Annotated in this window: 17 protein-coding genes; 10 read left to right on the top strand and 7 right to left on the bottom strand. The window is 59.9% G+C overall.

Annotated features, from left to right (window positions below):
- Positions 1 to 51 precede the first annotated feature (51 nt).
- Together ACWNZ1_RS15160 and ACWNZ1_RS15155 are read left to right on the top strand one after the other, a co-directional pair.
- Positions 52 to 1,179 carry an NAD(P)/FAD-dependent oxidoreductase gene (locus ACWNZ1_RS15160; RefSeq protein ID WP_135847050.1) on the top strand — a complete coding sequence of 376 codons (1,128 nt, stop codon included), beginning with the start codon at positions 52 to 54 and terminating at the stop codon, positions 1,177 to 1,179.
- Between the two features lie 87 nt (positions 1,180 to 1,266).
- Positions 1,267 to 1,893 (top strand): helix-turn-helix transcriptional regulator, encoded by a 627-nt coding sequence (locus ACWNZ1_RS15155; RefSeq protein WP_135847051.1) that lies wholly within the window; start codon positions 1,267 to 1,269, stop codon positions 1,891 to 1,893.
- A 142-nt stretch (positions 1,894 to 2,035) separates the two neighbouring features.
- Here ACWNZ1_RS15155 and ACWNZ1_RS15150 read toward each other — a convergent pair whose 3' ends face one another.
- The 6 genes from ACWNZ1_RS15150 to ACWNZ1_RS15125 all read right to left on the bottom strand — a co-directional run bounded on the left by ACWNZ1_RS15150 (position 2,036) and on the right by ACWNZ1_RS15125 (position 7,366).
- Positions 2,036 to 2,812 (bottom strand): ABC transporter substrate-binding protein, encoded by a 777-nt coding sequence (locus tag ACWNZ1_RS15150; RefSeq protein ID WP_135847052.1) that lies wholly within the window; start codon positions 2,810 to 2,812, stop codon positions 2,036 to 2,038.
- 268 nt (positions 2,813 to 3,080) lie between these two features.
- A complete protein-coding gene (moaE, locus tag ACWNZ1_RS15145) occupies positions 3,081 to 3,533 on the bottom strand; it encodes a molybdopterin synthase catalytic subunit MoaE (RefSeq protein WP_135847053.1) in 453 nt (150 codons plus the stop codon).
- A gap of 3 nt (positions 3,534 to 3,536) precedes the next feature.
- On the bottom strand, positions 3,537 to 3,779 hold the full coding sequence (gene moaD / locus ACWNZ1_RS15140) for a molybdopterin converting factor subunit 1 (RefSeq protein WP_135847054.1): 243 nt from the start codon (positions 3,777 to 3,779) through the stop codon (positions 3,537 to 3,539).
- Positions 3,776 to 4,249: a cyclic pyranopterin monophosphate synthase MoaC gene (gene moaC, locus ACWNZ1_RS15135; protein ID WP_135847055.1), complete on the bottom strand. Its 474-nt coding sequence runs from the start codon at positions 4,247 to 4,249 to the stop codon at positions 3,776 to 3,778. Before moaC ends, moaD begins: the two co-directional genes overlap by 4 nt.
- A 261-nt stretch (positions 4,250 to 4,510) precedes the next feature.
- Positions 4,511 to 5,905: a PhoH family protein gene (locus tag ACWNZ1_RS15130; protein WP_025215363.1), complete on the bottom strand. Its 1,395-nt coding sequence runs from the start codon at positions 5,903 to 5,905 to the stop codon at positions 4,511 to 4,513.
- A 336-nt stretch (positions 5,906 to 6,241) separates the two neighbouring features.
- On the bottom strand, positions 6,242 to 7,366 hold the full coding sequence (locus ACWNZ1_RS15125; RefSeq protein ID WP_256453712.1) for a polysaccharide deacetylase family protein: 1,125 nt from the start codon (positions 7,364 to 7,366) through the stop codon (positions 6,242 to 6,244).
- Positions 7,367 to 7,652: 286 nt separating this feature from the next.
- Between ACWNZ1_RS15125 and yaaA the strand changes: the two genes are divergently transcribed.
- On the top strand, positions 7,653 to 8,432 hold the full coding sequence (gene yaaA / locus ACWNZ1_RS15120; RefSeq protein WP_135847057.1) for a peroxide stress protein YaaA: 780 nt from the start codon (positions 7,653 to 7,655) through the stop codon (positions 8,430 to 8,432).
- 9 nt (positions 8,433 to 8,441) lie between these two features.
- Here the strand turns inward: yaaA and ACWNZ1_RS15115 are convergent, their stop codons facing one another.
- Positions 8,442 to 8,771: a hypothetical protein gene (locus tag ACWNZ1_RS15115; protein ID WP_135847058.1), complete on the bottom strand. Its 330-nt coding sequence runs from the start codon at positions 8,769 to 8,771 to the stop codon at positions 8,442 to 8,444.
- A gap of 472 nt (positions 8,772 to 9,243) precedes the next feature.
- Between ACWNZ1_RS15115 and ACWNZ1_RS15110 the strand changes: the two genes are divergently transcribed.
- The 7 genes from ACWNZ1_RS15110 (at position 9,244) to ACWNZ1_RS15080 (ending at position 19,435) form a co-directional block, all read left to right on the top strand.
- Positions 9,244 to 10,560 (top strand): nucleotide sugar dehydrogenase, encoded by a 1,317-nt coding sequence (locus tag ACWNZ1_RS15110; protein WP_135847059.1) that lies wholly within the window; start codon positions 9,244 to 9,246, stop codon positions 10,558 to 10,560.
- Between the two features lie 101 nt (positions 10,561 to 10,661).
- Entirely contained in the window at positions 10,662 to 12,143 is a 1,482-nt protein-coding gene (gene alg8 / locus ACWNZ1_RS15105; RefSeq protein ID WP_406550147.1) for a mannuronan synthase, read from the top strand.
- Positions 12,144 to 12,178: 35 nt separating this feature from the next.
- Positions 12,179 to 13,348 carry an alginate biosynthesis protein Alg44 gene (locus ACWNZ1_RS15100; protein ID WP_135847061.1) on the top strand — a complete coding sequence of 390 codons (1,170 nt, stop codon included), beginning with the start codon at positions 12,179 to 12,181 and terminating at the stop codon, positions 13,346 to 13,348.
- Between the two features lie 15 nt (positions 13,349 to 13,363).
- A complete protein-coding gene (algK, locus tag ACWNZ1_RS15095) occupies positions 13,364 to 14,869 on the top strand; it encodes an alginate biosynthesis TPR repeat lipoprotein AlgK (RefSeq protein ID WP_135847062.1) in 1,506 nt (501 codons plus the stop codon).
- Between the two features lie 5 nt (positions 14,870 to 14,874).
- The gene (locus tag ACWNZ1_RS15090; RefSeq protein ID WP_135848063.1) at positions 14,875 to 16,359 is read left to right on the top strand and encodes an alginate export family protein; all 1,485 of its coding nucleotides are present in this window, start codon (positions 14,875 to 14,877) and stop codon (positions 16,357 to 16,359) included.
- A gap of 26 nt (positions 16,360 to 16,385) precedes the next feature.
- Positions 16,386 to 17,975 carry a mannuronan 5-epimerase AlgG gene (gene algG / locus ACWNZ1_RS15085; RefSeq protein WP_135847063.1) on the top strand — a complete coding sequence of 530 codons (1,590 nt, stop codon included), beginning with the start codon at positions 16,386 to 16,388 and terminating at the stop codon, positions 17,973 to 17,975.
- A gap of 11 nt (positions 17,976 to 17,986) precedes the next feature.
- Entirely contained in the window at positions 17,987 to 19,435 is a 1,449-nt protein-coding gene (locus ACWNZ1_RS15080) for an alginate O-acetyltransferase (RefSeq protein ID WP_135847064.1), read from the top strand.
- The last annotated feature ends 17 nt before the right edge of the window (positions 19,436 to 19,452 follow it).

Raw genomic sequence — 19,452 nt, 5'->3', positions numbered from 1 at the left:
CTCCCACAAGTTCCTACGAACGCCCGGCACCCTGCTCCACAGGAGAGCGTCATGACCTCAGCAGATTTCATCATCATCGGCGGCGGCATTGCCGGTGCCTCCACCGGCTATTGGCTGGCCCCCCATGGCCGGGTCATTGTGCTCGAGCGCGAATCCCATCCGGCCTACCATTCCACCGGACGCTCGGCGGCGCTATACACCGCGGCCTATGGCACGCCTCAGGTGCGGGCGTTGACCCAGGCCAGTCGGGATTTTTTCGATGCCCCACCAGCCGGTTTTTGCGAACACCCGCTGCTCACCCCACGGGGCGAAATGACCGTGGACTTCACCGGCGACCCGGCCGAATTGAACAACCAGTACCTCAGCGCCAAGGCCACGGTGCCGCAGATGCAACTGCTCAGTGCCGAAGAAGCCTGCGTGCGATTGCCGATCCTGCGACGGGACAAGGTCCACGGTGCAATCTACGACCCCACAGCCTGCGACATCGACACCGACGCGCTGCACCAAGGCTACCTGCGCGGTATCCGTCGCAGCGGCGGCCAAGTGCACACCGACAGCGAAGTCCTCGGCCTGAACCGTGACGACCAAGGGCTGTGGCAGGTAAAAACCGCCGACCAGACCTTCAGTGCGCCGGTGCTGATCAACGCCGCCGGAGCCTGGGCCGACCAGGTTGCGCAGATGGCCGGTGCGCAAAGGCTGGGCCTGCAACCCAAGCGGCGCGCGGCCTTCATCTTCGCCGGCCCCGAGGGTGTAGATATCCACAATTGGCCGATGCTGGTAAGCCTCGACGAATCGTTCTACATGAAGCCAGACGCCGGCATGTTCCTCGGCTCACCGGCCAACGCCGACCCGGTGGAGCCTCATGATGTGCAGCCCGAAGAGCTGGACATCGCCATGGGCATCTACCAGATCGAAGAGGCCACCACCCTGACCATCCGCCGCCCGACCCGCACTTGGGCCGGGTTGCGCAGCTTCGTCCCCGACGGGGACCTGCTGTCCGGTTTCGATCCACAGGTCCCCGGGCTGTTCTGGGTCGCGGCCCAGGGCGGCTATGGCATCCAGACCTCCCCGGCCATGGGCCAGGCCAGCGCGGCGCTGGTACGTGGCGAACCGCTGCCCGAGGCCCTGGCCCGTTTCGGCCTGAGCAGCGCCATGCTCTCGCCGACACGCCTGGGTTGAATCCACCCAGGTGACGCATCGCCTCGATTGCGGCACACTCCCCGCGCCCCTGCTTCACGGGGCGCTGACGCTGCCTGGAGCCCTGTCATGAACGCCCCTCACACTGATCCGGCACTGGATAATTTCCACACCATCGCCGACGCCATCGCCACCCTGTTCTACCCCCACGCCGAGGTGGTGCTGCACGACCTTCGCTCGCAGAAAGTCGACTACATCGCCAACAACCTGTCCAAGCGTGAGATTGGCGATGACTCATCCCTGGAAGACATGCTCAGCGAAGACGTCAGCGAACGTAACATCGGGCCGTACGAAAAGCTGAATTGGGATGGGCAGAAGATTCGCAGCCTCAGCAGCGTCCTGCGCGACGCCGACGGTCATCCGCTGGCAGTACTGTGCATCAATCTGAATATTTCGCTGTTCGAGAATGCCAAGGCCGCGCTGGACCTGTTCCTCTCGCCGAGCAAGTTGATCCCGCAGCCGGACTCACTGTTTCGCGATGACTGGCAGGAGCGGATCAACACCTTTCTCCATGCCTGGATGCGCGAACGCCAGCTGAGCCTGAACCTGCTGACCCGCGACCACAAACGCGAACTGGTGCTGGCGCTGCACGCCGAGGGCGCGTTCAAGGGCAAGAGCGCGTCCAACTACGTGGCCAATGTGCTGAACATGGGGCGGGCGACGGTGTACAAGCATTTGAAGGAGTTGAAGGGCTGAGGGTTTTTGTTGCCTGGCCTGGCCTGGCCTGGCCTGGCCTCATCGCGAGCACGCTCGCTCCCACAGTGGATCTCGTTGAACACAAAAACTGTGTCCGCCGCAAATCCGTTGTGGGAGCGAGCTTGCTCGCAATGGCGATTGATCAGTCGCCGTAGATATCCGACTTGAAATACTTGGCCTGGATCTTCTGATACTCCCCACTGGCCCGAATCCCATCGATGGCCTTGTTCAAGTCCGCCACCAACTCGGTATTGCCTTTACGCACCGCGATACCCGCGCCTTCACCAACGTATTTCGGATCCTTGAGTTCCGGCCCGACAAACGCGTAGCCCTTGCCCCGAGGCATCGACAGGAAGTCCTCCAGCGGGATGGTATCGGCGAAAATCGCGTCCAGGCGACCGGACGCCAGGTCCATGTAGATTTCTTCGTTGTTGCTGTAGCGCTTGACCGTCACGCCCTTGGGTTCGAAGACTTCAGTGGCGAAGCGGTCGGTGGTGGTAGCGCGCTGCACGCCCACGGTCTTGCCCTTGAGGCTGGCGTACTGGTCATCGACCACCGCGCCTTCCTTCATGACCAACCGTGATGAGGTGAAGTAATACTTGTGGGTGAAATCCACCGACTTCTTGCGCTCTTCGGTAATGGTCATGGACGACAGCGCCAGGTCAATTTTCTTCACCTTCAGCGATGGAATCAGCCCGTCGAATTCACCTTCGATCCACTCACACTTGACCTTCATCTGCGCGCACAAGGCATTGCCGATGTCGTAGTCAAAACCTTCGATTTTCCCTTCCGAGGTCTTGGAAGCAAACGGCGGGTAAGCCGCCTCGATGCCGATGCGCAAGGTTTTCTCGGCGGCGAACAGGCTGCTGGAGGCCAGCAGGCTCAAGGCCAGGCCGGTGATGAGGTGGCGTTTGTTCATGATCGATCTCTCGCGGGTTGTTGTTGGTTTGGCAGAGAAAGGTGGGCGTGACTATTTTGTACTTATAAATCCATACTGGACTTTAATGTACACATCGTCAATTGGGGAAAGCGGGAAAATGATGGAAGGCTGATGGCCCCTTCGCGAGCAAGCCCGCTCCCACAGAGGCCCTGCGTTGAGCACAAATATGTGTACGACACAGATTCCCTGTGGGAGCGGGCTTGCTCGCGAAGGCGGACTCACAGCCTCCAAATGACTGACAGGCTGCCTACTGCTTCCAGCGACCCGCCGCCGCATGATCACTGTCGCGCCCTTCCACCCAGCGCGGGCCGTCGGCGGTGTTTTCCTTCTTCCAGAACGGCGCGCGGGTCTTGAGGTAGTCCATGACAAAGGCGCAGGCGTCGAATGCCGCCTGGCGATGGGCACTGGCGGCCGCGACAAAGACGATCGGTTCGCCCGGTTCCAGGGCACCGATGCGGTGCAGCACCTCCAGCTTGAGCAGCGGCCAGCGCTGCTCGGCCTCGGTGGCGATCTTGCCCAGGGCCTTTTCGGTCATGCCCGGGTAGTGCTCCAGAAACATCCCGGATACCTCGAGACCGTCATTGAAGTCACGCACGTAGCCGACAAAACTCACCACCGCCCCCACACCGACATTGGCCGCGTGCATCGCGTTGACTTCGGCACCCGGGTCGAATGGCTCGGCCTGCACACGAATAGCCATGGTTCAGCCTCCGGTCACGGTGGGAAAGAACGCCACTTCGTCGCCATCCACCAGCGGCTCGTCGAGCTGGCACAGGTCTTCGTTGCGAGCGCACATCAGGTTTTGCTCGCTCAGCACCTCGGCACCGTCACGTTGAGCGAGCAGCGCGCGCACGTCGTCAACCGTGGCGAAATCACCTTCCACCTTTACCGAATCCACCCCAAGCGCTTCCCGGTAACGGGCAAAGAACTTCACCGTGATTTTCATTGTGCATCCGCCTGGAAATGGCCGCTCTTGCCGCCGAGCTTTTCCAACACCCGCACGCCTTCGATGGTCATGCCCCGATCCACGGCCTTGCACATGTCATAGATGGTCAGCGCGGCAACGCTGGCGGCGGTCAGTGCTTCCATCTCCACGCCGGTCTGCCCCGACAGCTTGCAACGGGCAACGATGCGCACCCGGTCCTCGCCTTCGGCATTGAGCTCGACCTTGACGCTGGTGAGCATCAACGGATGACAGAGCGGGATCAGATCACTGGTTTTTTTCGCGGCTTGAATGCCGGCAATGCGCGCAACAGCGAACACATCGCCCTTGGGATGGCCGCCGCTGACGATCATCTGCAGCGTGTCGGGCAACATGCGCACAAAGGCTTCGGCCGTGGCTTCACGGAACGTCACGGCCTTGTCGGTCACGTCGACCATGTTGGCGCGACCTTGGGAATCGAGATGAGTCAGCACAGGGTTACTCCTGATCGGGAGTGTCGATTGTAAACCTGTGGGTCAGATTCCGGCAGGGCTGATTGTCGCACCTGTGTGGGGGCCGGTAACTTCCCAAACAACAAATCCTCTTGTGGGAGCGGGCTTGTTCGCGAAGGCGGCGTATCAGCTACAAATATGCTGTCTGACACGCCGCCTTCGCGAGCAAGCCCGCTCCCACAGGTTTTTTTCGTACATCCATAAAAAACCGGGCGACCCTTTGGTCGCCCGGTCTGGGTGGGGTTACAGATGCGATTCGGCGTATTCGGCCAGAATCGAGCGCGGTACGCCCTGCAGGGTGATGTGGACCCCGTTGGGGAAATCCTTGAAGCGTTCGGTCAGGTAAGTCAGCCCGGAGCTGGTCGCGGACAGGTAAGGGGTGTCGATCTGCGCCAGGTTACCCAGGCACACCACTTTAGAACCGGCGCCGGCACGGGTGATGATGGTTTTCATCTGGTGCGGGGTGAGGTTCTGGCATTCGTCGATCAGGATCAGGCTCTGCTGGAAGCTGCGGCCTCGAATGTAGTTGAGGGATTTGAACTGCAACGGCACTTTGCTGAGGATGTAGTCGACGCTGCCATGGGTGCTTTCGTCATCCATGTGCAAGGCTTCGAGGTTGTCGGTGATGGCGCCCAGCCAAGGTTCCATTTTTTCCGCTTCGGTGCCGGGCAGGAAGCCGATTTCCTGGTCCAGGCCCTGCACGCTGCGGGTCGCGATAATGCGCCGGTAGCGCTTGCTGACCATGGTCTGCTCGATGGCGGCGGCCAGGGCCAGGATGGTCTTGCCGGAACCGGCGGCGCCGGACAGGTTGACCAGGTGGATATCCGGGTCGAGCAAGGCGAACAGGGCCAGGCTCTGGTAGATGTCACGCGGCTTGAGGCCCCAGGCTTCCTGATGCAGCAAGGGCTCCTGGTGCAGGTCGAGGATCAGCAGCTTGTCGACGTGGATTTCCTTGATCCAGCCGACGAATCCTTGTTCGTCGATGATGAACTCGTTGATGTGCACCGCTGGCAGGTTGTCGATCAGTTGCACCTGGTGCCAGGTGCGGCCATGGTCCTGGCGGGTTTCAACCTTGCTCACACGGTCCCAGAAGGAGCCGGTCATGTTGTGGTAGCCGTTGGGCAACAGCGAGACATCGTCGACCAGTTGGTCGGTGCTGTAGTCCTCCGCCGCGATCCCGCAAGCGCGGGCCTTGAGGCGCATGTTGATGTCTTTGGTCACCAGCACCACGGCCTGATCCTTGTTGCGCGCGTGCAGGTCGATCAACTGGTTGATGATGATGTTGTCGTTCAGGTGTTCCGGCAGCACCAGGTTGGGTTCGGTGCGTTTGCTCATCAGGATCGAGAGCAGGCCCTTGGGTCCACTTTTGCCACGCTGGATCGACACCCCGAGTTCAACGTCCTCGGGAGAGGCATCACCCAGGGTTTTGTCGATCAGGCGGATCGCCTGCCGGCATTCGGCGGCGACGCTATGGTGCCCGCTCTTGAGCTTGTCCAGCTCCTCAAGCACGGTCATCGGGATGGCAACGTGGTGTTCTTCGAAGTTCAGCAGTGCGTTTGGATCGTGGATCAATACGTTGGTATCGAGTACATAGAGGATTGGCTGGTTGGAGGAAGGGCTACGTCCGTGGTCATCCATACTCGGTCACCTATGTGGGGGCCATTCGACGCAATACCGTGACAGTGCTGCGCCTCGAAGTAGCCACCGAATTCACCCGCGAGGATTCAGGTGAACTGCACACAATCTGGGTCTTGGAAGACGCCACCTGTGTTGCAGGTTTCGGCGGTCTGTCTTCTTGATACTCCAAAAACCATGACAGGAAAAAGTACTTTGACGTTTTTTTGAAGTTTATTTTTCAGAGTGACGAATAACCCTTGGCGTACCGCCGTCGCACCGTTAAAGTCGGAAGTCCGGTCATCATGAATGTATGCCGATTTTTCCTTCCTCCCCAGTGTTTACGGGCCTTTCGCGACATCAGCGAAACGCGTCCTGACAATCCTCCCAACCGATCCCGCTTTGCGCCGTTTGCGTGATGAGCCAGGGCATCGCTGTTTTCACCGCATCCTGCTTGGCGTTGAAGTTGATCACCCCGTGGCGCCACAACAGCATCAGTGTCAGCGCGCGCTGGGCGCTTTGCTCGGGTTTGAGCCGACTATTACTATCCTGGGGATCGATATCCCACAGTGCCACTTGCAGGCCCTGGTTCCTGAAAAACGATTGGGCATCGCCACGGCGCTGGCCCTGGGGTGGGCGGAACAGCGGCACATAATTCTCCGGCAACTTCCCCTTGACCAGCTCGACGCTGCGCCTTACCGAATCCTGCCAGTCTTGCCAATGACTGTGGGAGCGAAACTCCCAACCCTGCACCCCCACGCACTGGCCTGAATACAGCGTTTGGAGGCTGTTGACGGAGCGATCCGCCAGGCGTGTCTGGATGTCCTTGCCCAGCACAAAAAAGGTGCCACTCATGTTCGACTTGCGCAGATACTCGGTCAGCCACGGCGTATGGTCCGGCACGACGTTGGCCCCGCTGTCGAAGGTCAGCAGGAACATGCGGTCGTTCATGTCGTCGCCGTTGCGCTCGTAGTCGCCGAAACGTTCGATTTCACTACTGGTCTGCGGAAACAGCGCGGCCTTGCGCAGCAATTCATCGCGGTATTGGGTGTGGAAGATCCGGCTCGGCTCGGCCCACTTGATGTAATAGGAGTTGTCGTCAAGCTGGAATCTGCCTGCCTCTTCGCGCAGGGTGGCCATGTTCTCCACCAGGTAACAGAAAGAAGCATCCTGATCACAGCTGCGCTGGGCGAAGTTGTAGTTGCTCAGCAAGCGCTGCCACAGCCGCGCGCGAAGGGTATCGATCGCCGCCATATTGACCGTGCGCAGCCCCAGGTACTGCTTGAGGGCGATTTCGTCCATGGCATCGGTGTCCAGCAAGACTCGCGCAAACATCAGGATCTCGGCCCGCGAAGCCACGTCGAACAGGGTCGGGTTGCTGAGTTGCTCCGGCCAGGTACTGCGGTCCAGGCTGGCGACGTCGTTGGGCGCGGCAACGGCGCCGAGGCTCAACAGCCAGGCCGATAACAAAAGGACGATACGCAAAAGGAATGTCTCCATAACGAAACCCGCGCGGCATCATAGCTGATCCAGGCACAAGACCCGCCTGCGAATGCCTCGTGGCAAAGGCGCGACTGTGGCTAAAGGGTTTCTGTGGCGAGGGAGCTCGCTCCCTCGTCACAAAAGCGCCCGCCCTATAGCCCTATAAAGCACTCGCCGTACGGGTATAGCTCGTGCAACGCCCGCCACCACCGATCACCTATCGCCCCAATAGCTGGAGTCCACCCAAACAACCCCCTAGAATCGCGGCACCTTTGAAGGAGACGATTGCATGCTGATGGTGATTTCCCCCGCCAAGACCCTCGATTACGAAACACCGCCGGCCACCGAGCGTTTTACCCAGCCGCAATACCTGGACCACTCCCAGGCGCTGGTCGAACAACTACGTGAGCTCTCGCCGGCACAAATCAGCGAACTGATGCACGTCTCTGACAAGATCGGCGGCCTCAATGCCGCGCGGTTCGGCAGCTGGACGCCAGCGTTCACCCCAGCCAACGCCAAACAGGCCCTGCTGGCCTTCAAGGGTGATGTGTACACCGGCCTTGATGCACAAAGCTTTGACGAAGCTGATTTCGATTACGCCCAACAGCACCTGCGCATGCTCTCCGGCCTTTATGGCTTGCTGCGCCCGCTGGACCTGATGCAACCCTATCGCCTGGAAATGGGCACGAAGTTGGCCAATGCCCGGGGCAAGGACCTGTATGCCTTCTGGGGAACGCGGATCAGCGAATGGCTGAATGAAGCCCTGGCTGACCAGGGCGATGACGTGTTGTTGAACCTGGCTTCCAATGAGTACTTCTCGGCGGTCAAGCGCAGCGCACTGAAAGCGCGCGTCATTGATACCGAATTCAAGGACCTGAAGAACGGCCAGTACAAGATCATCAGCTTTTACGCCAAGAAGGCCCGGGGCTTGATGAGTCGCTTCGTGATCCAGGAACGTATCGACGATCCTGCGGCACTCAAACAGTTCGACGTGCAGGGCTACCGCTTCAACGCCCAACAGTCGACCCCGGAAAAACTGGTTTTCCTGCGCGACCACGCCCCTGAATAATGCACCCCTTTATATCGCCCCCTGATCGGGGGCTTCGATTGAACTCGAACCTGTCATCCAACTTACCCCACCACTTCGCCAGTTCCATGGCGCCAATAAATCACCCCTCCCCCTCGCTAACTTTTTTTTCACTCGACACTCGTCAGTTTTTTGCGTAGTGGCACCAATTTTTTTCGCCAGTAGTGGCAAAAAAACATCCAGCCGACCTAACTCCCCATTTATAAAGGCCAAAATGGCAAGTGCCATCATATTGAGAGCAGTGCCATCTTTCATAATATTTCGAAAAATTTCGAAAATCGCGATGAGCGGATCGGAACTATGTGAAATTGCACGGCTCATACCACCCGTAACGATTCTCACGGAGCGTGTAAGAGATGACTTACATAGGCCGTCGATCCAAGTAACCAAGTTGTCATGGCAATTTAGTGAAACGGTCGCCTATTTGGATCCATCTTATGAAGGACAGGAGATAACGCACCATTACTATCCCCTACAAGGCCAAGGCTGCGCCCCTATAACGTGCTCACCCGAGCACACAAGCTTCTGATTTTGTGGGCTTTTTGCCAGGGATCAGGGGTAAAGGATTTTTTGCACGAGTGTTCTCGATAATGAGGACTGGCTGCATAACAGGGCAGGTCATAACAACTAGGCCGCTTTGCGCACAACTTGAGTGCACTTATTTAGACACTCGGAACTTAGTATGCCTGCACACGGCACTGTGGCGCCTGCATTCCACACTTCCGAGTGCTCGATGACCGCTGAACACTATTAACTCCGGCCATTTATTGGCATGAAAACAGAGGTAAATGCGATGCGCATTAGCATATTTGGTTTGGGTTACGTCGGTGCAGTATGTGCCGGTTGCCTGTCTGCACGGGGCCATGATGTAGTTGGCGTAGATGTCGCCAAAGACAAAATCGACATGATCAACGCCGGTAAATCGCCGATCGTTGAACCGGGTCTTGGCGAGTTGCTGGCTCAAGGTATCGAAACAGGCCGCCTGCGCGGCACCACCAACTTCGCCGAAGCCATTCGCGATACTGACCTGTCGATGATTTGCGTCGGTACTCCGAGTAAGAAGAACGGCGATCTGGAACTGAACTATATCGAAGCCGTGTGCCGCGAGATCGGTTTTGTCCTGCGTGACAAGACGACCCGCCACACCATCGTGGTTCGCAGCACCGTACTGCCAGGTACCGTGGCAAACGTGGTCATCCCGATCCTCGAAGACTGCTCCGGCAAGAAGGCCGGCGTTGATTTCGGTGTCGCGGTCAACCCTGAGTTTCTGCGCGAAAGCACCGCGATCAAAGACTACGATCAACCGCCAATGACCGTGATCGGCGAGTTCGACAAAGCCTCTGGCGACGTTCTGCAATCGCTGTACGAAGAGCTCGATGCGCCGATCATCCGCAAGGACATCGCCGTCGCTGAAATGATCAAGTACACCTGCAACGTATGGCACGCCACCAAGGTGACCTTCGCCAACGAGATCGGCAACATCGCCAAGGCCGTCGGCGTCGATGGTCGTGTGGTGATGGACGTGGTCTGCCAGGACAAGGCCCTGAACCTGTCCCAGTACTACATGCGCCCTGGCTTCGCCTTCGGCGGCTCGTGCCTGCCCAAGGACGTCCGCGCCCTGACCTACCGCGCCAGTTCCCTGGACGTGGAAGCGCCACTGCTCAACTCGCTGATGCGCAGTAACGAATCCCAGGTGCAGAACGCCTTCGACATCGTTTCCAGCCATGACAAGCGCAAGGTCGCCCTGCTGGGCCTGAGCTTCAAGGCCGGCACCGACGACCTGCGCGAGAGCCCGCTGGTAGAACTGGCGGAAATGCTGATCGGCAAGGGTTTCGAGCTGAAAATCTACGACAGCAACGTCGAATACGCCCGCGTCCACGGCGCGAACAAGGACTACATCGAGTCGAAGATCCCTCACGTCTCGTCCTTGCTCAACTCCGATTTCGACGCAGTGATCGATAGCTCCGACATCATCATCCTGGGCAACCGCGATGAGAAGTTCCGCGCACTGACCGAGAACGTACCGGAAGGCAAGCAGGTCATCGACCTGGTTGGCTTCATGTCCAAGGCCACCTCCGCGAGTGGCCGGACCGAAGGCATCTGCTGGTAAGTCTGTTTGCCGGTCGGGTTCGCGCCCGGCCGGCCTTTCGCCTGCCTTAACCCATCGGGCCGCCCACAAGGCCCGCCCGAGAATAGAGACGGATGCAGATTATGCACAGGCTAAAGCACGGCCTGCTTCAGGCCGCCGGTTGGCTGTTTTACTTGATTTTATTGATGGGCATCGCCATGGCGTTGCCTGCGTCCACGTTCGACTCCGAATCCAAGGATTTCATCTTCCTGATCGGCGCCGTGGGCATCTGGCGTTACTCCATGGGAGCGACGCATTTCGTGCGCGGCATGATCTTCCTGTACATCGTCTACCCTCACCTGCGCCGCAAGGTACGCAAGCTGGGCAAGGCGGCGGATCCGTCCCACGTGTACCTGATGGTCACCAGCTTTCGAATCGACGCGCTGACCACCGCCCAGGTCTACAGCTCGGTGATTCGCGAAGCCATCGACTGCGGGCTGCCCACCACTGTGGTCTGCTCCATCGTGGAAATGTCCGACGAGCTGCTGGTCAAGAGCCTCTGGGCCCGCATGAACCCACCAGAGCGGGTCAAGCTGGACTTCGTGCGCATCCCGGGTACTGGCAAGCGTGACGGCCTGGCCTTCGGCTTCCGCGCCATTTCCCGCCACTTGCCGGACGATCGTGCGGTGGTAGCCGTGATCGACGGCGACACCGTGCTCGCCGAAGGCGTGGTACGCAAGACCGTGCCGTGGTTCCAGTTGTTCGGCAACGTCGGCGGCCTGACCACCAACGAGTTCTGCGAAGTGCGCGGCGGCTACATCATGAGCGAATGGCACAAGCTGCGTTTCGCCCAGCGCCATATCAACATGTGCTCCATGGCCTTGTCCAAGCGCGTGTTGACCATGACCGGACGCATGTCGGTGTTCCGTGCCACCGTGGTGACCAACCCGGACTTCATCGCCGACGTGGAAAGCGACTCGCTGCAACACTGGCGCCTGGGCCGCTTCAAGTTTCTCACCGGTGATGACAAGTCGAGCTGGTTCAGCCTGATGCGCCTGGGCTACGACACCTTCTACGTGCCCGACGCCGCGATCAACACCGTCGAGCACCCGCCGGAAAAGAGCTTCATCAAGGCCAGTCGAAAACTGATGTTCCGCTGGTACGGCAACAACCTGCGGCAGAACTCCCGGGCACTAGGCCTGGGCATGAAGCGTCTGGGCCTGTTTACCTCGGTGGTGCTGTTCGACCAGCGCGTGTCGATGTGGACCTCGCTGCTGGGTCTGACCGTGGCACTGATCGCCAGCTTCAAGTACGGCACCGCATTCATCCTGGTGTACCTGCTGTGGATCGGCATCACTCGGTTGATCCTGACCTTGTTGCTGTCGTGCTCCGGACACCGGATCGGCCCTGCCTACCCGGCGATTCTCTATTACAACCAGATCGTCGGTGCACTGGTGAAGATTTACGTGTTCTTCCGCCTCGACCAACAGTCCTGGACTCGCCAGCCCACCCATCTGACCCGTGATCTCGCCAGCTTTCAACGTTGGTTCAACACTTGGTCGTCTCGGACCATGACCTTCTCCGCCGGCAGCATTTTTGTCGCCGTGCTGCTGACGATGGTCTGACCGGACTTGAATGAATTAACTAGGAAATCGCCCCTATGAACACCGCCGTGAATGTCAACGTAGTGCATGAATCCGAAGCCCAGCGCCAACACGCCCGAGTGAAAATCCCGGCCAAATTGCGCTTCTTCGGCCCAGACCGAACGCCGATGGAAGTCAAGGTCCTGGACCTCTCCGCCGGTGGCCTGTGCTTCAACGCCGGACAGATGCCGCTCAAGGTCGGCGAGTCCTACAAGGGCCGCCTGCAGTTCGTGATCGACAACCTTGGCCTGGCCATGGACGTGGATCTGCAGATCCGCTCCTACGATCGCCAGACCGGTCGCACCGGTTGCCAGTTCCAGAACCTGGAGCCTCGGGACATCTCGACACTGCGTCACATCATCACTTCGCACCTGGCCGGTGACATCGTCGGCGTCGGCGATGTGCTGGCGACCTTGCAGCGCGACAACTTCACCAAGGCGCGCAAGCAAAAAGATGAGAACGGCGGCATGAGCGCCATCGCCCGCCTGCGGGCCGTGACCTTCAGCCTGGCGATCTTCCTCGTCGGCCTGGCGGCGTTCGGTTTCATCTTCAAATCGGTGTACGGCATGTACTTCGTCAGCCACGCCCAGGCGGGCCTGGTGAACGTAACGGGCACGGCCATCACCATGCCGCGCGACGGCACCGTGCAAAGCCTGGTCAAGGCTGACGGCGTGGCCGCCAAGGGCGCCCCGCTGGCAACCTTCAGCACCAGCATGCTCGACGTGCTCAAGGGCCATCTGGACGACAACCAGCTGCAACCGGCCAAGGTCGAGGAACTGTTCGGCAAGCAAATGACCGGCACCCTGACCTCCCCGTGCGACTGCATCGTGGCCCAGCAATTGGTGTCTGACGGTCAGTACGCCAGCAAGGGCGACACAATCTTCCAACTGGTCCCACGAGGCACCGAAGCCAACGTCGAGGCGCGTTTCTCCTATCGCCAGTTCGGCGACGTGCGTCCAGGTACCCAGGTCAGCTTCCAGGTTGCCGGCGAAGACACCATTCGCACCGGCAAGATCGTTAGCAGCACCAGCCTGAAAAGCGCCGACCTGTCCTCCGATATCCGTGTGCTGATCAAGCCTGACGAGCCGCTGGACAGCTCGCTGGCTGGCCGTCCAGTAGAAGTCAACAGCGACCGTGGCCCGAACCTGAGCTGGCTGATCGACAAAGCCATGGCCGTCGGTCTTTAAGTCGAGGATATGCCCGTGACCATTACAAAAATCCTGAACACGCCACAGTTCCTGTGGGAGCGGGCTTGCTCGCGAAAGGATCAACGCGGTCTTACCGTGGCACCGCAGCGCCTGCATCGCGAGCAAGCTCGCTTCCCCACTGGCTATGCTTTTTGTGCACTGGCGCTGGCGATCGGCCTCAGCGGCTGCGCTGGCCTGCCCGACCAGCGCCTGGCCAACGAAGCGCTCAAGCGCGGCGACACGTCGCTGGCGCAGCAGAACTATCAGCAACTGGCAGACCTGGGCTACAGCGAAGCCCAGGTGGGCCTGGCCGACATTCAGGTGGACAGCCACGATCCGGAGCAGATGAAAAAAGCCGAGGCGACTTACCGCGCCGCGGCTGACATCTCGCCACGCGCCCAGGCTCGCCTGGGTCGCCTGCTGGTGGCCAAGCCCGGTTCCACCGAGGCTGAAAAACACGAAGCAGAAGGCCTGTTGAAGAAAGCTTTCGCCAACGGTGAAGGTGGCACCCTCATCCCGCTGGCGATGCTGTACCTGCAATATCCCCACAGCTTCCCGAACGTCAATGCCCAGCAGCAGATCAGCCAATGGCGCAGTGCCGGCTACCCGGAAGCGGGCCTGGCGCAGATCCTGCTCTACCGCACACAAGGCACCTACGACCAGCATCTGGACGAAGTGGAAAAGGTCTGCAAGGCCGCATTGGCCACCACCGACATCTGCTACGTCGAACTGGCCACGGTCTATCAGAAACGCGGCCAGCCGGAACAGCAGGCCGAGTTGCTCAAGCAGATGCAAGCCGGTCACCGCGCTGGCGTGGTATCCGCCCAACGCGTGGACAGCGTCGCCCGAGTCCTGGCCGATGCCAGCCTGGGCAAGACCGACGAAAAAACCGCCCAGTCGCTGCTCGAAGAAATCGCCCCTGCCTACCCCGCTGCCTGGGTCAGCCTGGCGCAGATTCTCTACGACTTCCCCGAACTGGGCGACGTCGACAAGATGATGCAATACCTGGAAAACGGCCGTGCCGCCGACCAGCCTCGTGCCGAGCTGCTGCTGGGCAAGCTGTACTACGAAGGCAAGTGGGTTCCGGCTGACGCCAAGGCCGCCGAGGCGCATTTCCAGAAAGCCGTTGGCCGCGAAGTGGCCGCCGATTACTACCTCGGCCAGATCTATCGCCGCGGTTACCTGGGCCAGGTGTACTCGCAAAAGGCCCTGGACCATCTGCTCAAGGCCGCGCGCAACGGCCAGAACAGCGCCGACTTTGCCATTGCCCAGTTGTTCTCCCAGGGCAAGGGCACCAAGCCCAACCCGCTCAACGCATATGTGTTCAGCCAGTTGGCCAAGGCCCAGAACACCCCGCAAGCCACTGAACTGGCCCAGACCCTCGAAGCCCAATTACCGCCGGAGCAGCTCGCACAAGCCCAGCGCCTGCTAAAACAAGAGCAGGCCATTCGCGGCGCCATGAGCCCCGATACGCTGGAACTGCAAGCCCTAAAAGAAGATGACGGCGAGGAACCTCTATGAAGCCTTTGAAGCTCAATCCTTTTGTTCAGGCCGGTATTGGCCTGTCGTTTGCCCTGTTGTGGTCCTGTCCGACCCTGGCGGCCCTGACCGATGACAAGAACTTCGGCCTGGAAGTGAAAATCACCGGCCAGTCCGAAGACGACCGTGACCTCGGCACCCAGAGCGGCGGCGATGTCAACGGTATCGGCCTGGACGTACGCCCATGGATCTATGGCGAACGCGGTGCCTGGAGCGCCTACGCCATGGCCCAGGCCGTGACGTCTACCGACATCATCGAGACCGATACGCTGCAACAGTCCGATGACGCGACCCAGCAAACCGACAGCGGCGATCGCGAAGCCAAGAAAAGCTACCTGGCCATGCGCGAATTCTGGATTGGCTATCGGGGCCTGACCCCTTATCCGGGCGAGCAGTTGAAGTTCGGGCGCCAGCGCCTGCGCAACGACGACGGCCAATGGCGCGACACCAACATCGAAGCCCTGAACTGGACCTTCGACACCACGTTGCTGCGCGCCAATCTGGGTGTCGCCGAACGCTTCAGCGAATACCGCACTGACCTCAAGGAGCTGTCGCCCCAGGACAAGGATCGCCTGCACGTCTACGGTGACGTGGGTTACCAGTGGATGCCCGGCCAATGGGCCGGTATCCGTGCCCACCACTCCCATGACAATGGCAGCCTCGATTACCCGACCCCGGGCGAAGCCACCGACACCCTGGACAAGACCCAGAACGGCGACATCTCCTGGCTGGGCCTGGAAGCCAACAGCGACGCCTACAACTGGCGCAACACCAACACCGTCAATTACTGGGCGAGCCTGACCGGCATGACCGGCGACCGCAACACTGCCAACCCGCTCAACGCCGACGGCACGCGTCCGACAGAAGCCAAGCGCAGTGACGACGTCGACGGCTGGGCCACTGACCTGGGTATCCGCCTGCGCCTCGACCCGCAATGGCAAGTCGGCGCGGCCTATGCCCGCGCCAGCGAGGACTACGAACAGAACGGCCTGCAAAGCAACCGCTCGAACTACACCGGCACCCGCTCGCGGGTCCACCGTTTCGGCGAGGCTTTCCGCGGCGAAATGGCTAACACCCAAAGCGCCAGCCTGTTCGGTTCCTGGCAGTTGCGTGACGAATATGACGCCAGCCTGGTGTACCACAAGTTCTGGCGTGTGGACGGCAACAAGCCGGTGGGTAGCAACGGCATCAATGCCGTGGAGAACAACACTGACGACGTGACCGGCGCAATTCTGTCTACCTCGTCCCTGCCGCTGCGTGACGGTAACAAGGACCTGGGCCAGGAAGTCGACCTGGTGGTCACCAAGTACTTCAAGCAAGGCCTGTTGCCAGCCGCCCTGAGCCAGTCCATCGATGAGCCGTCGGCGCTGGTGCGCTTTCGTGGCGGGGTGTTCAAGCCAGGCGACGCCTACGGCAAAGAGGTCGATTCGTACATGCATCGCGCCTTTGTCGACGTGATCTGGCGCTTCTGATGCGAATGACCATGGGAGTGCCCGATATGAACCGCTACCTCAGGAACAGCCAGGCGATGAAAGGTTCGATCAGCCTGTTGGTCGCAGCGATGCTGCTGGCCGGCTCGCCGGCGTTCGCCAACGTTGAACCGGTGGTCAAGCCGGGCAACGTGGTCAAAGGTCTGCAACAAGCCAAGACCTACACCGTCAGCAGCGCACCGACCGCACCGCTGGAACTGGCCAAGCCGACCCTGCCCGACCTCACCGGTTTCACCGCCGAAGCGGTCGCGAAGAAAATCGTGCGGACCAAGCCCGGCAAGGTCAGTGTGCGCCGGATGATGCAGGAAAACGCCTTGAAGGACTTCATCGGCGGCGACAACAAGATGGCCGAGTGGGTGGTGCGTCAGCACGGTATCCCACAGGCCATCTTCGTCGACGATGGCTATATGAACCTCAAGGACCTGGCCAAGAAGGTCCCCAAGTACGTCATCGAAACCTCGCCAGGTATCTACCTGGCGAGGATTCCGATCGTGGTCGGCCAGAAAGGCATCCTGGAAATCGACAAACAGACCCAGGAACTGCGCCTGTCCCAGGAGGGCGGCGCGTTCCTGGTCAACGATGGCCAGATGTTCATCCGCGACACCAAGGTCACCGGCTGGCGCGAAAAGGAAAATGGCCCCGCCACGTTCCGCTCGCCCAAGGAATTCCGTCCGTTCCTGCTGTCGTGGGGCGGTACCGAGACCTACATCGTCAACACCAAGATGGCCAGCTTCGGCTACGCCAACAGTAAGTCGTACGGGGTGAGTATTTCCCAGTACACGCCGAACATGGCCAAGGTCCTCAAGCGCCCCGAACCGACCGGCTGGATCATCGGTTCCGAGTTCTCGGACATGTGGTACGGCTTCTACTGCTACGAGACTCGTGACTTTGTGGTCAAGGGCAACACCTACAAAGACAACATCGTCTACGGCATCGACCCCCACGACCGTTCCCATCGGCTGATCATCGCCGACAACACCGTCTACGGGACCAAGAAGAAGCACGGGATCATTATTTCCCGTGAGGTCAACGACAGCTTCATTTTCAACAACCGCAGCTACGACAACAAACTCTCGGGCCTGGTGATCGACCGTAACAGCGTGAACAACCTGATCGCCTACAACGAGATCTACAAGAACCACACCGACGGCATCACGCTCTATGAGAGTGGTGACAACCTGCTGTGGGGCAACAAAGTGATCAGCAACCAACGCCACGGCATCCGGATTCGTAACAGCGTGAACATCCGCCTCTACGAAAACGTCTCCATGGCCAACGGCCTGACCGGTGTCTACGGCCACATCAAGGACCTGTCCGACACCGACCGGGACATCAAGCTCGACCCGTTCGATGCCCAAGTCTCGCTGATCGTGGTCGGTGGTGAATTGGCTGCCAACGGCAGCGGCCCGCTGTCCATCGACTCGCCCTTGAGCGTTGAGCTGTACCGCGTGTCCATGCTCGCGCCGACCAAATCCAGCGGCATCAGCTTCACGGGAATCCTCGGCGAGCGCCAGGATGAAATTCTCGACCTGCTGGTGCGCCAGCAGAAAGCCGTGCTGATCGACCCTGTCGAACGCCAGACCGAATTGCGGGACTGAGGATGACCTTTATGAACCCACAAATGATCAAACTTCTGGGCCTGTCCGCCCTGACTGCCGGCATTCTCGCCGCTACCAGCGGCGCGCGCGCCGACGAAACCAAGGCACCGACCTTCACCGCCGAACCATGCTGCAACCTGTGCCCAGCGGCCCACGATGCGAAGAACTACACCACGCGTTATCAGCAGAACTTCACCACGCTGGTGCAGGCCCAGGGTGACTGGCTGTTCCGGACCCAGGAAGACCTGCGTACCGAATTCAACACCACCCCGGCCGGCTACAAGCGCATGCAGCAGCTGCACGATGCGTTCAAGGAAAAAGGCATCGAGCTGGTACTCGTCTACCAGCCGACCCGTGGCCTGGTGAACCGCAACAAGCTCAATCCACAGGAAAAAGCCGCTTTCGACTACGAAAAGGCCCTAGGCAACTACAAGTCCATGCTCGGTCGTTTCGCCCAGATGGGTTATGTGGTGCCGGACCTGTCGCCACTGACCAATGAAAGCCTGCCCGACACCCTGCCGGCCCACGACTTCTACTTCCGTGGCGACCAGCACTGGACGCCGTACGGCGCCCAGCGCACCGCCAAGATCGTCGCCGAGAACGTCAAGCGCATCCCGGCCTTCGCCGACATTCCCAAGCGTGAGTTCGAGACCAAGAAGTCCGGCCGCATGGGCAAGACCGGCACCCTGCACAACATGGCCGGGCAGCTGTGCGGCACCAGCTATGCGATCCAGTACATGGACCAGTTCACCACCGAGCCTAAAGGCGAGGCTGGCGACGGCGACCTGTTCGGCGATTCCGGCAACCCGCAGATCACCCTCGTGGGCACCAGCCACAGCGGTAAGAACTACAACTTCGCCGGCTTCCTGGAAGAAGCCATCGGCGCCGACATCCTCAACGTTGCCTTCCCTGGCGGCGGTCTGGAGGGCGCGATGATCCAGTACCTGGGCAGCGAAGAATTCCAGAAGAATCCACCGAAGATCCTGATCTGGGAATTCTCGCCGCTCTATCGCCTGGACCAGGAAACCATCTACCGCCAGATGATGGCGCTGCTGGACAACAACGGTTGCGAAGGCAAGCCGGCACAGATGAGCAGCAAGACTGCGCTCAAGCCTGGCAAGAACGAATTGATGGTCAATAGCAAGAATATGGACCTGCGTAACGGCAGTCACCAGATCGACATCCGCTTCGCCGATACGTCGGTGAAAACCTTGCAAGCCACCCTCTGGTACATGAATGGGCGCCACGAGGATATCAAGATCGAAAAACCGGATACCTCGGAAACTGACGGACGTTTCGCCTTCCAATTGCGTACTGATGAGGACTGGGCTTCCCAGACCCTGCTGGCTGTAGAAGTCCAGGGGCCTGAAGCCGGTAAGGAGCCACTGCAAGTTGAGGCGAAAGTCTGCAAACGCAACGTATCTCCGCAAGCCGAACAAACGGCTCAAATCGGACAATGAGGTCTCGTCTCATGACT

It is taken from the genome of Pseudomonas sp. CFBP 5748 (assembly GCF_053850495.1).
Note: the sequence above shows the minus strand (reverse complement) of the source record. Positions and strands in the feature narration are given on the sequence as shown.

Bases quoted from the DNA above. Each gene is read 5' to 3' on its own strand.
- ACWNZ1_RS15155 (WP_135847051.1), top strand. From the start codon at position 1,267: ATGAACGCCCCTCACACTGATCCGGCACTGGATAATTTCCACACCATC.
- ACWNZ1_RS15130 (WP_025215363.1), bottom strand. From the start codon at position 5,905: ATGGATGACCACGGACGTAGCCCTTCCTCCAACCAGCCAATCCTCTAT.
- alg8 (WP_406550147.1), top strand. From the start codon at position 10,662: ATGCACAGGCTAAAGCACGGCCTGCTTCAGGCCGCCGGTTGGCTGTTT.
- ACWNZ1_RS15160 (WP_135847050.1), top strand. From the start codon at position 52: ATGACCTCAGCAGATTTCATCATCATCGGCGGCGGCATTGCCGGTGCC.
- ACWNZ1_RS15115 (WP_135847058.1), bottom strand. From the start codon at position 8,771: ATGAGCCGTGCAATTTCACATAGTTCCGATCCGCTCATCGCGATTTTC.
- algG (WP_135847063.1), top strand. From the start codon at position 16,386: ATGAACCGCTACCTCAGGAACAGCCAGGCGATGAAAGGTTCGATCAGC.
- ACWNZ1_RS15150 (WP_135847052.1), bottom strand. From the start codon at position 2,812: ATGAACAAACGCCACCTCATCACCGGCCTGGCCTTGAGCCTGCTGGCC.
- ACWNZ1_RS15110 (WP_135847059.1), top strand. From the start codon at position 9,244: ATGCGCATTAGCATATTTGGTTTGGGTTACGTCGGTGCAGTATGTGCC.
- ACWNZ1_RS15080 (WP_135847064.1), top strand. From the start codon at position 17,987: ATGAACCCACAAATGATCAAACTTCTGGGCCTGTCCGCCCTGACTGCC.
- moaE (WP_135847053.1), bottom strand. From the start codon at position 3,533: ATGGCTATTCGTGTGCAGGCCGAGCCATTCGACCCGGGTGCCGAAGTC.
- yaaA (WP_135847057.1), top strand. From the start codon at position 7,653: ATGCTGATGGTGATTTCCCCCGCCAAGACCCTCGATTACGAAACACCG.
- moaD (WP_135847054.1), bottom strand. From the start codon at position 3,779: ATGAAAATCACGGTGAAGTTCTTTGCCCGTTACCGGGAAGCGCTTGGG.
- ACWNZ1_RS15100 (WP_135847061.1), top strand. From the start codon at position 12,179: ATGAACACCGCCGTGAATGTCAACGTAGTGCATGAATCCGAAGCCCAG.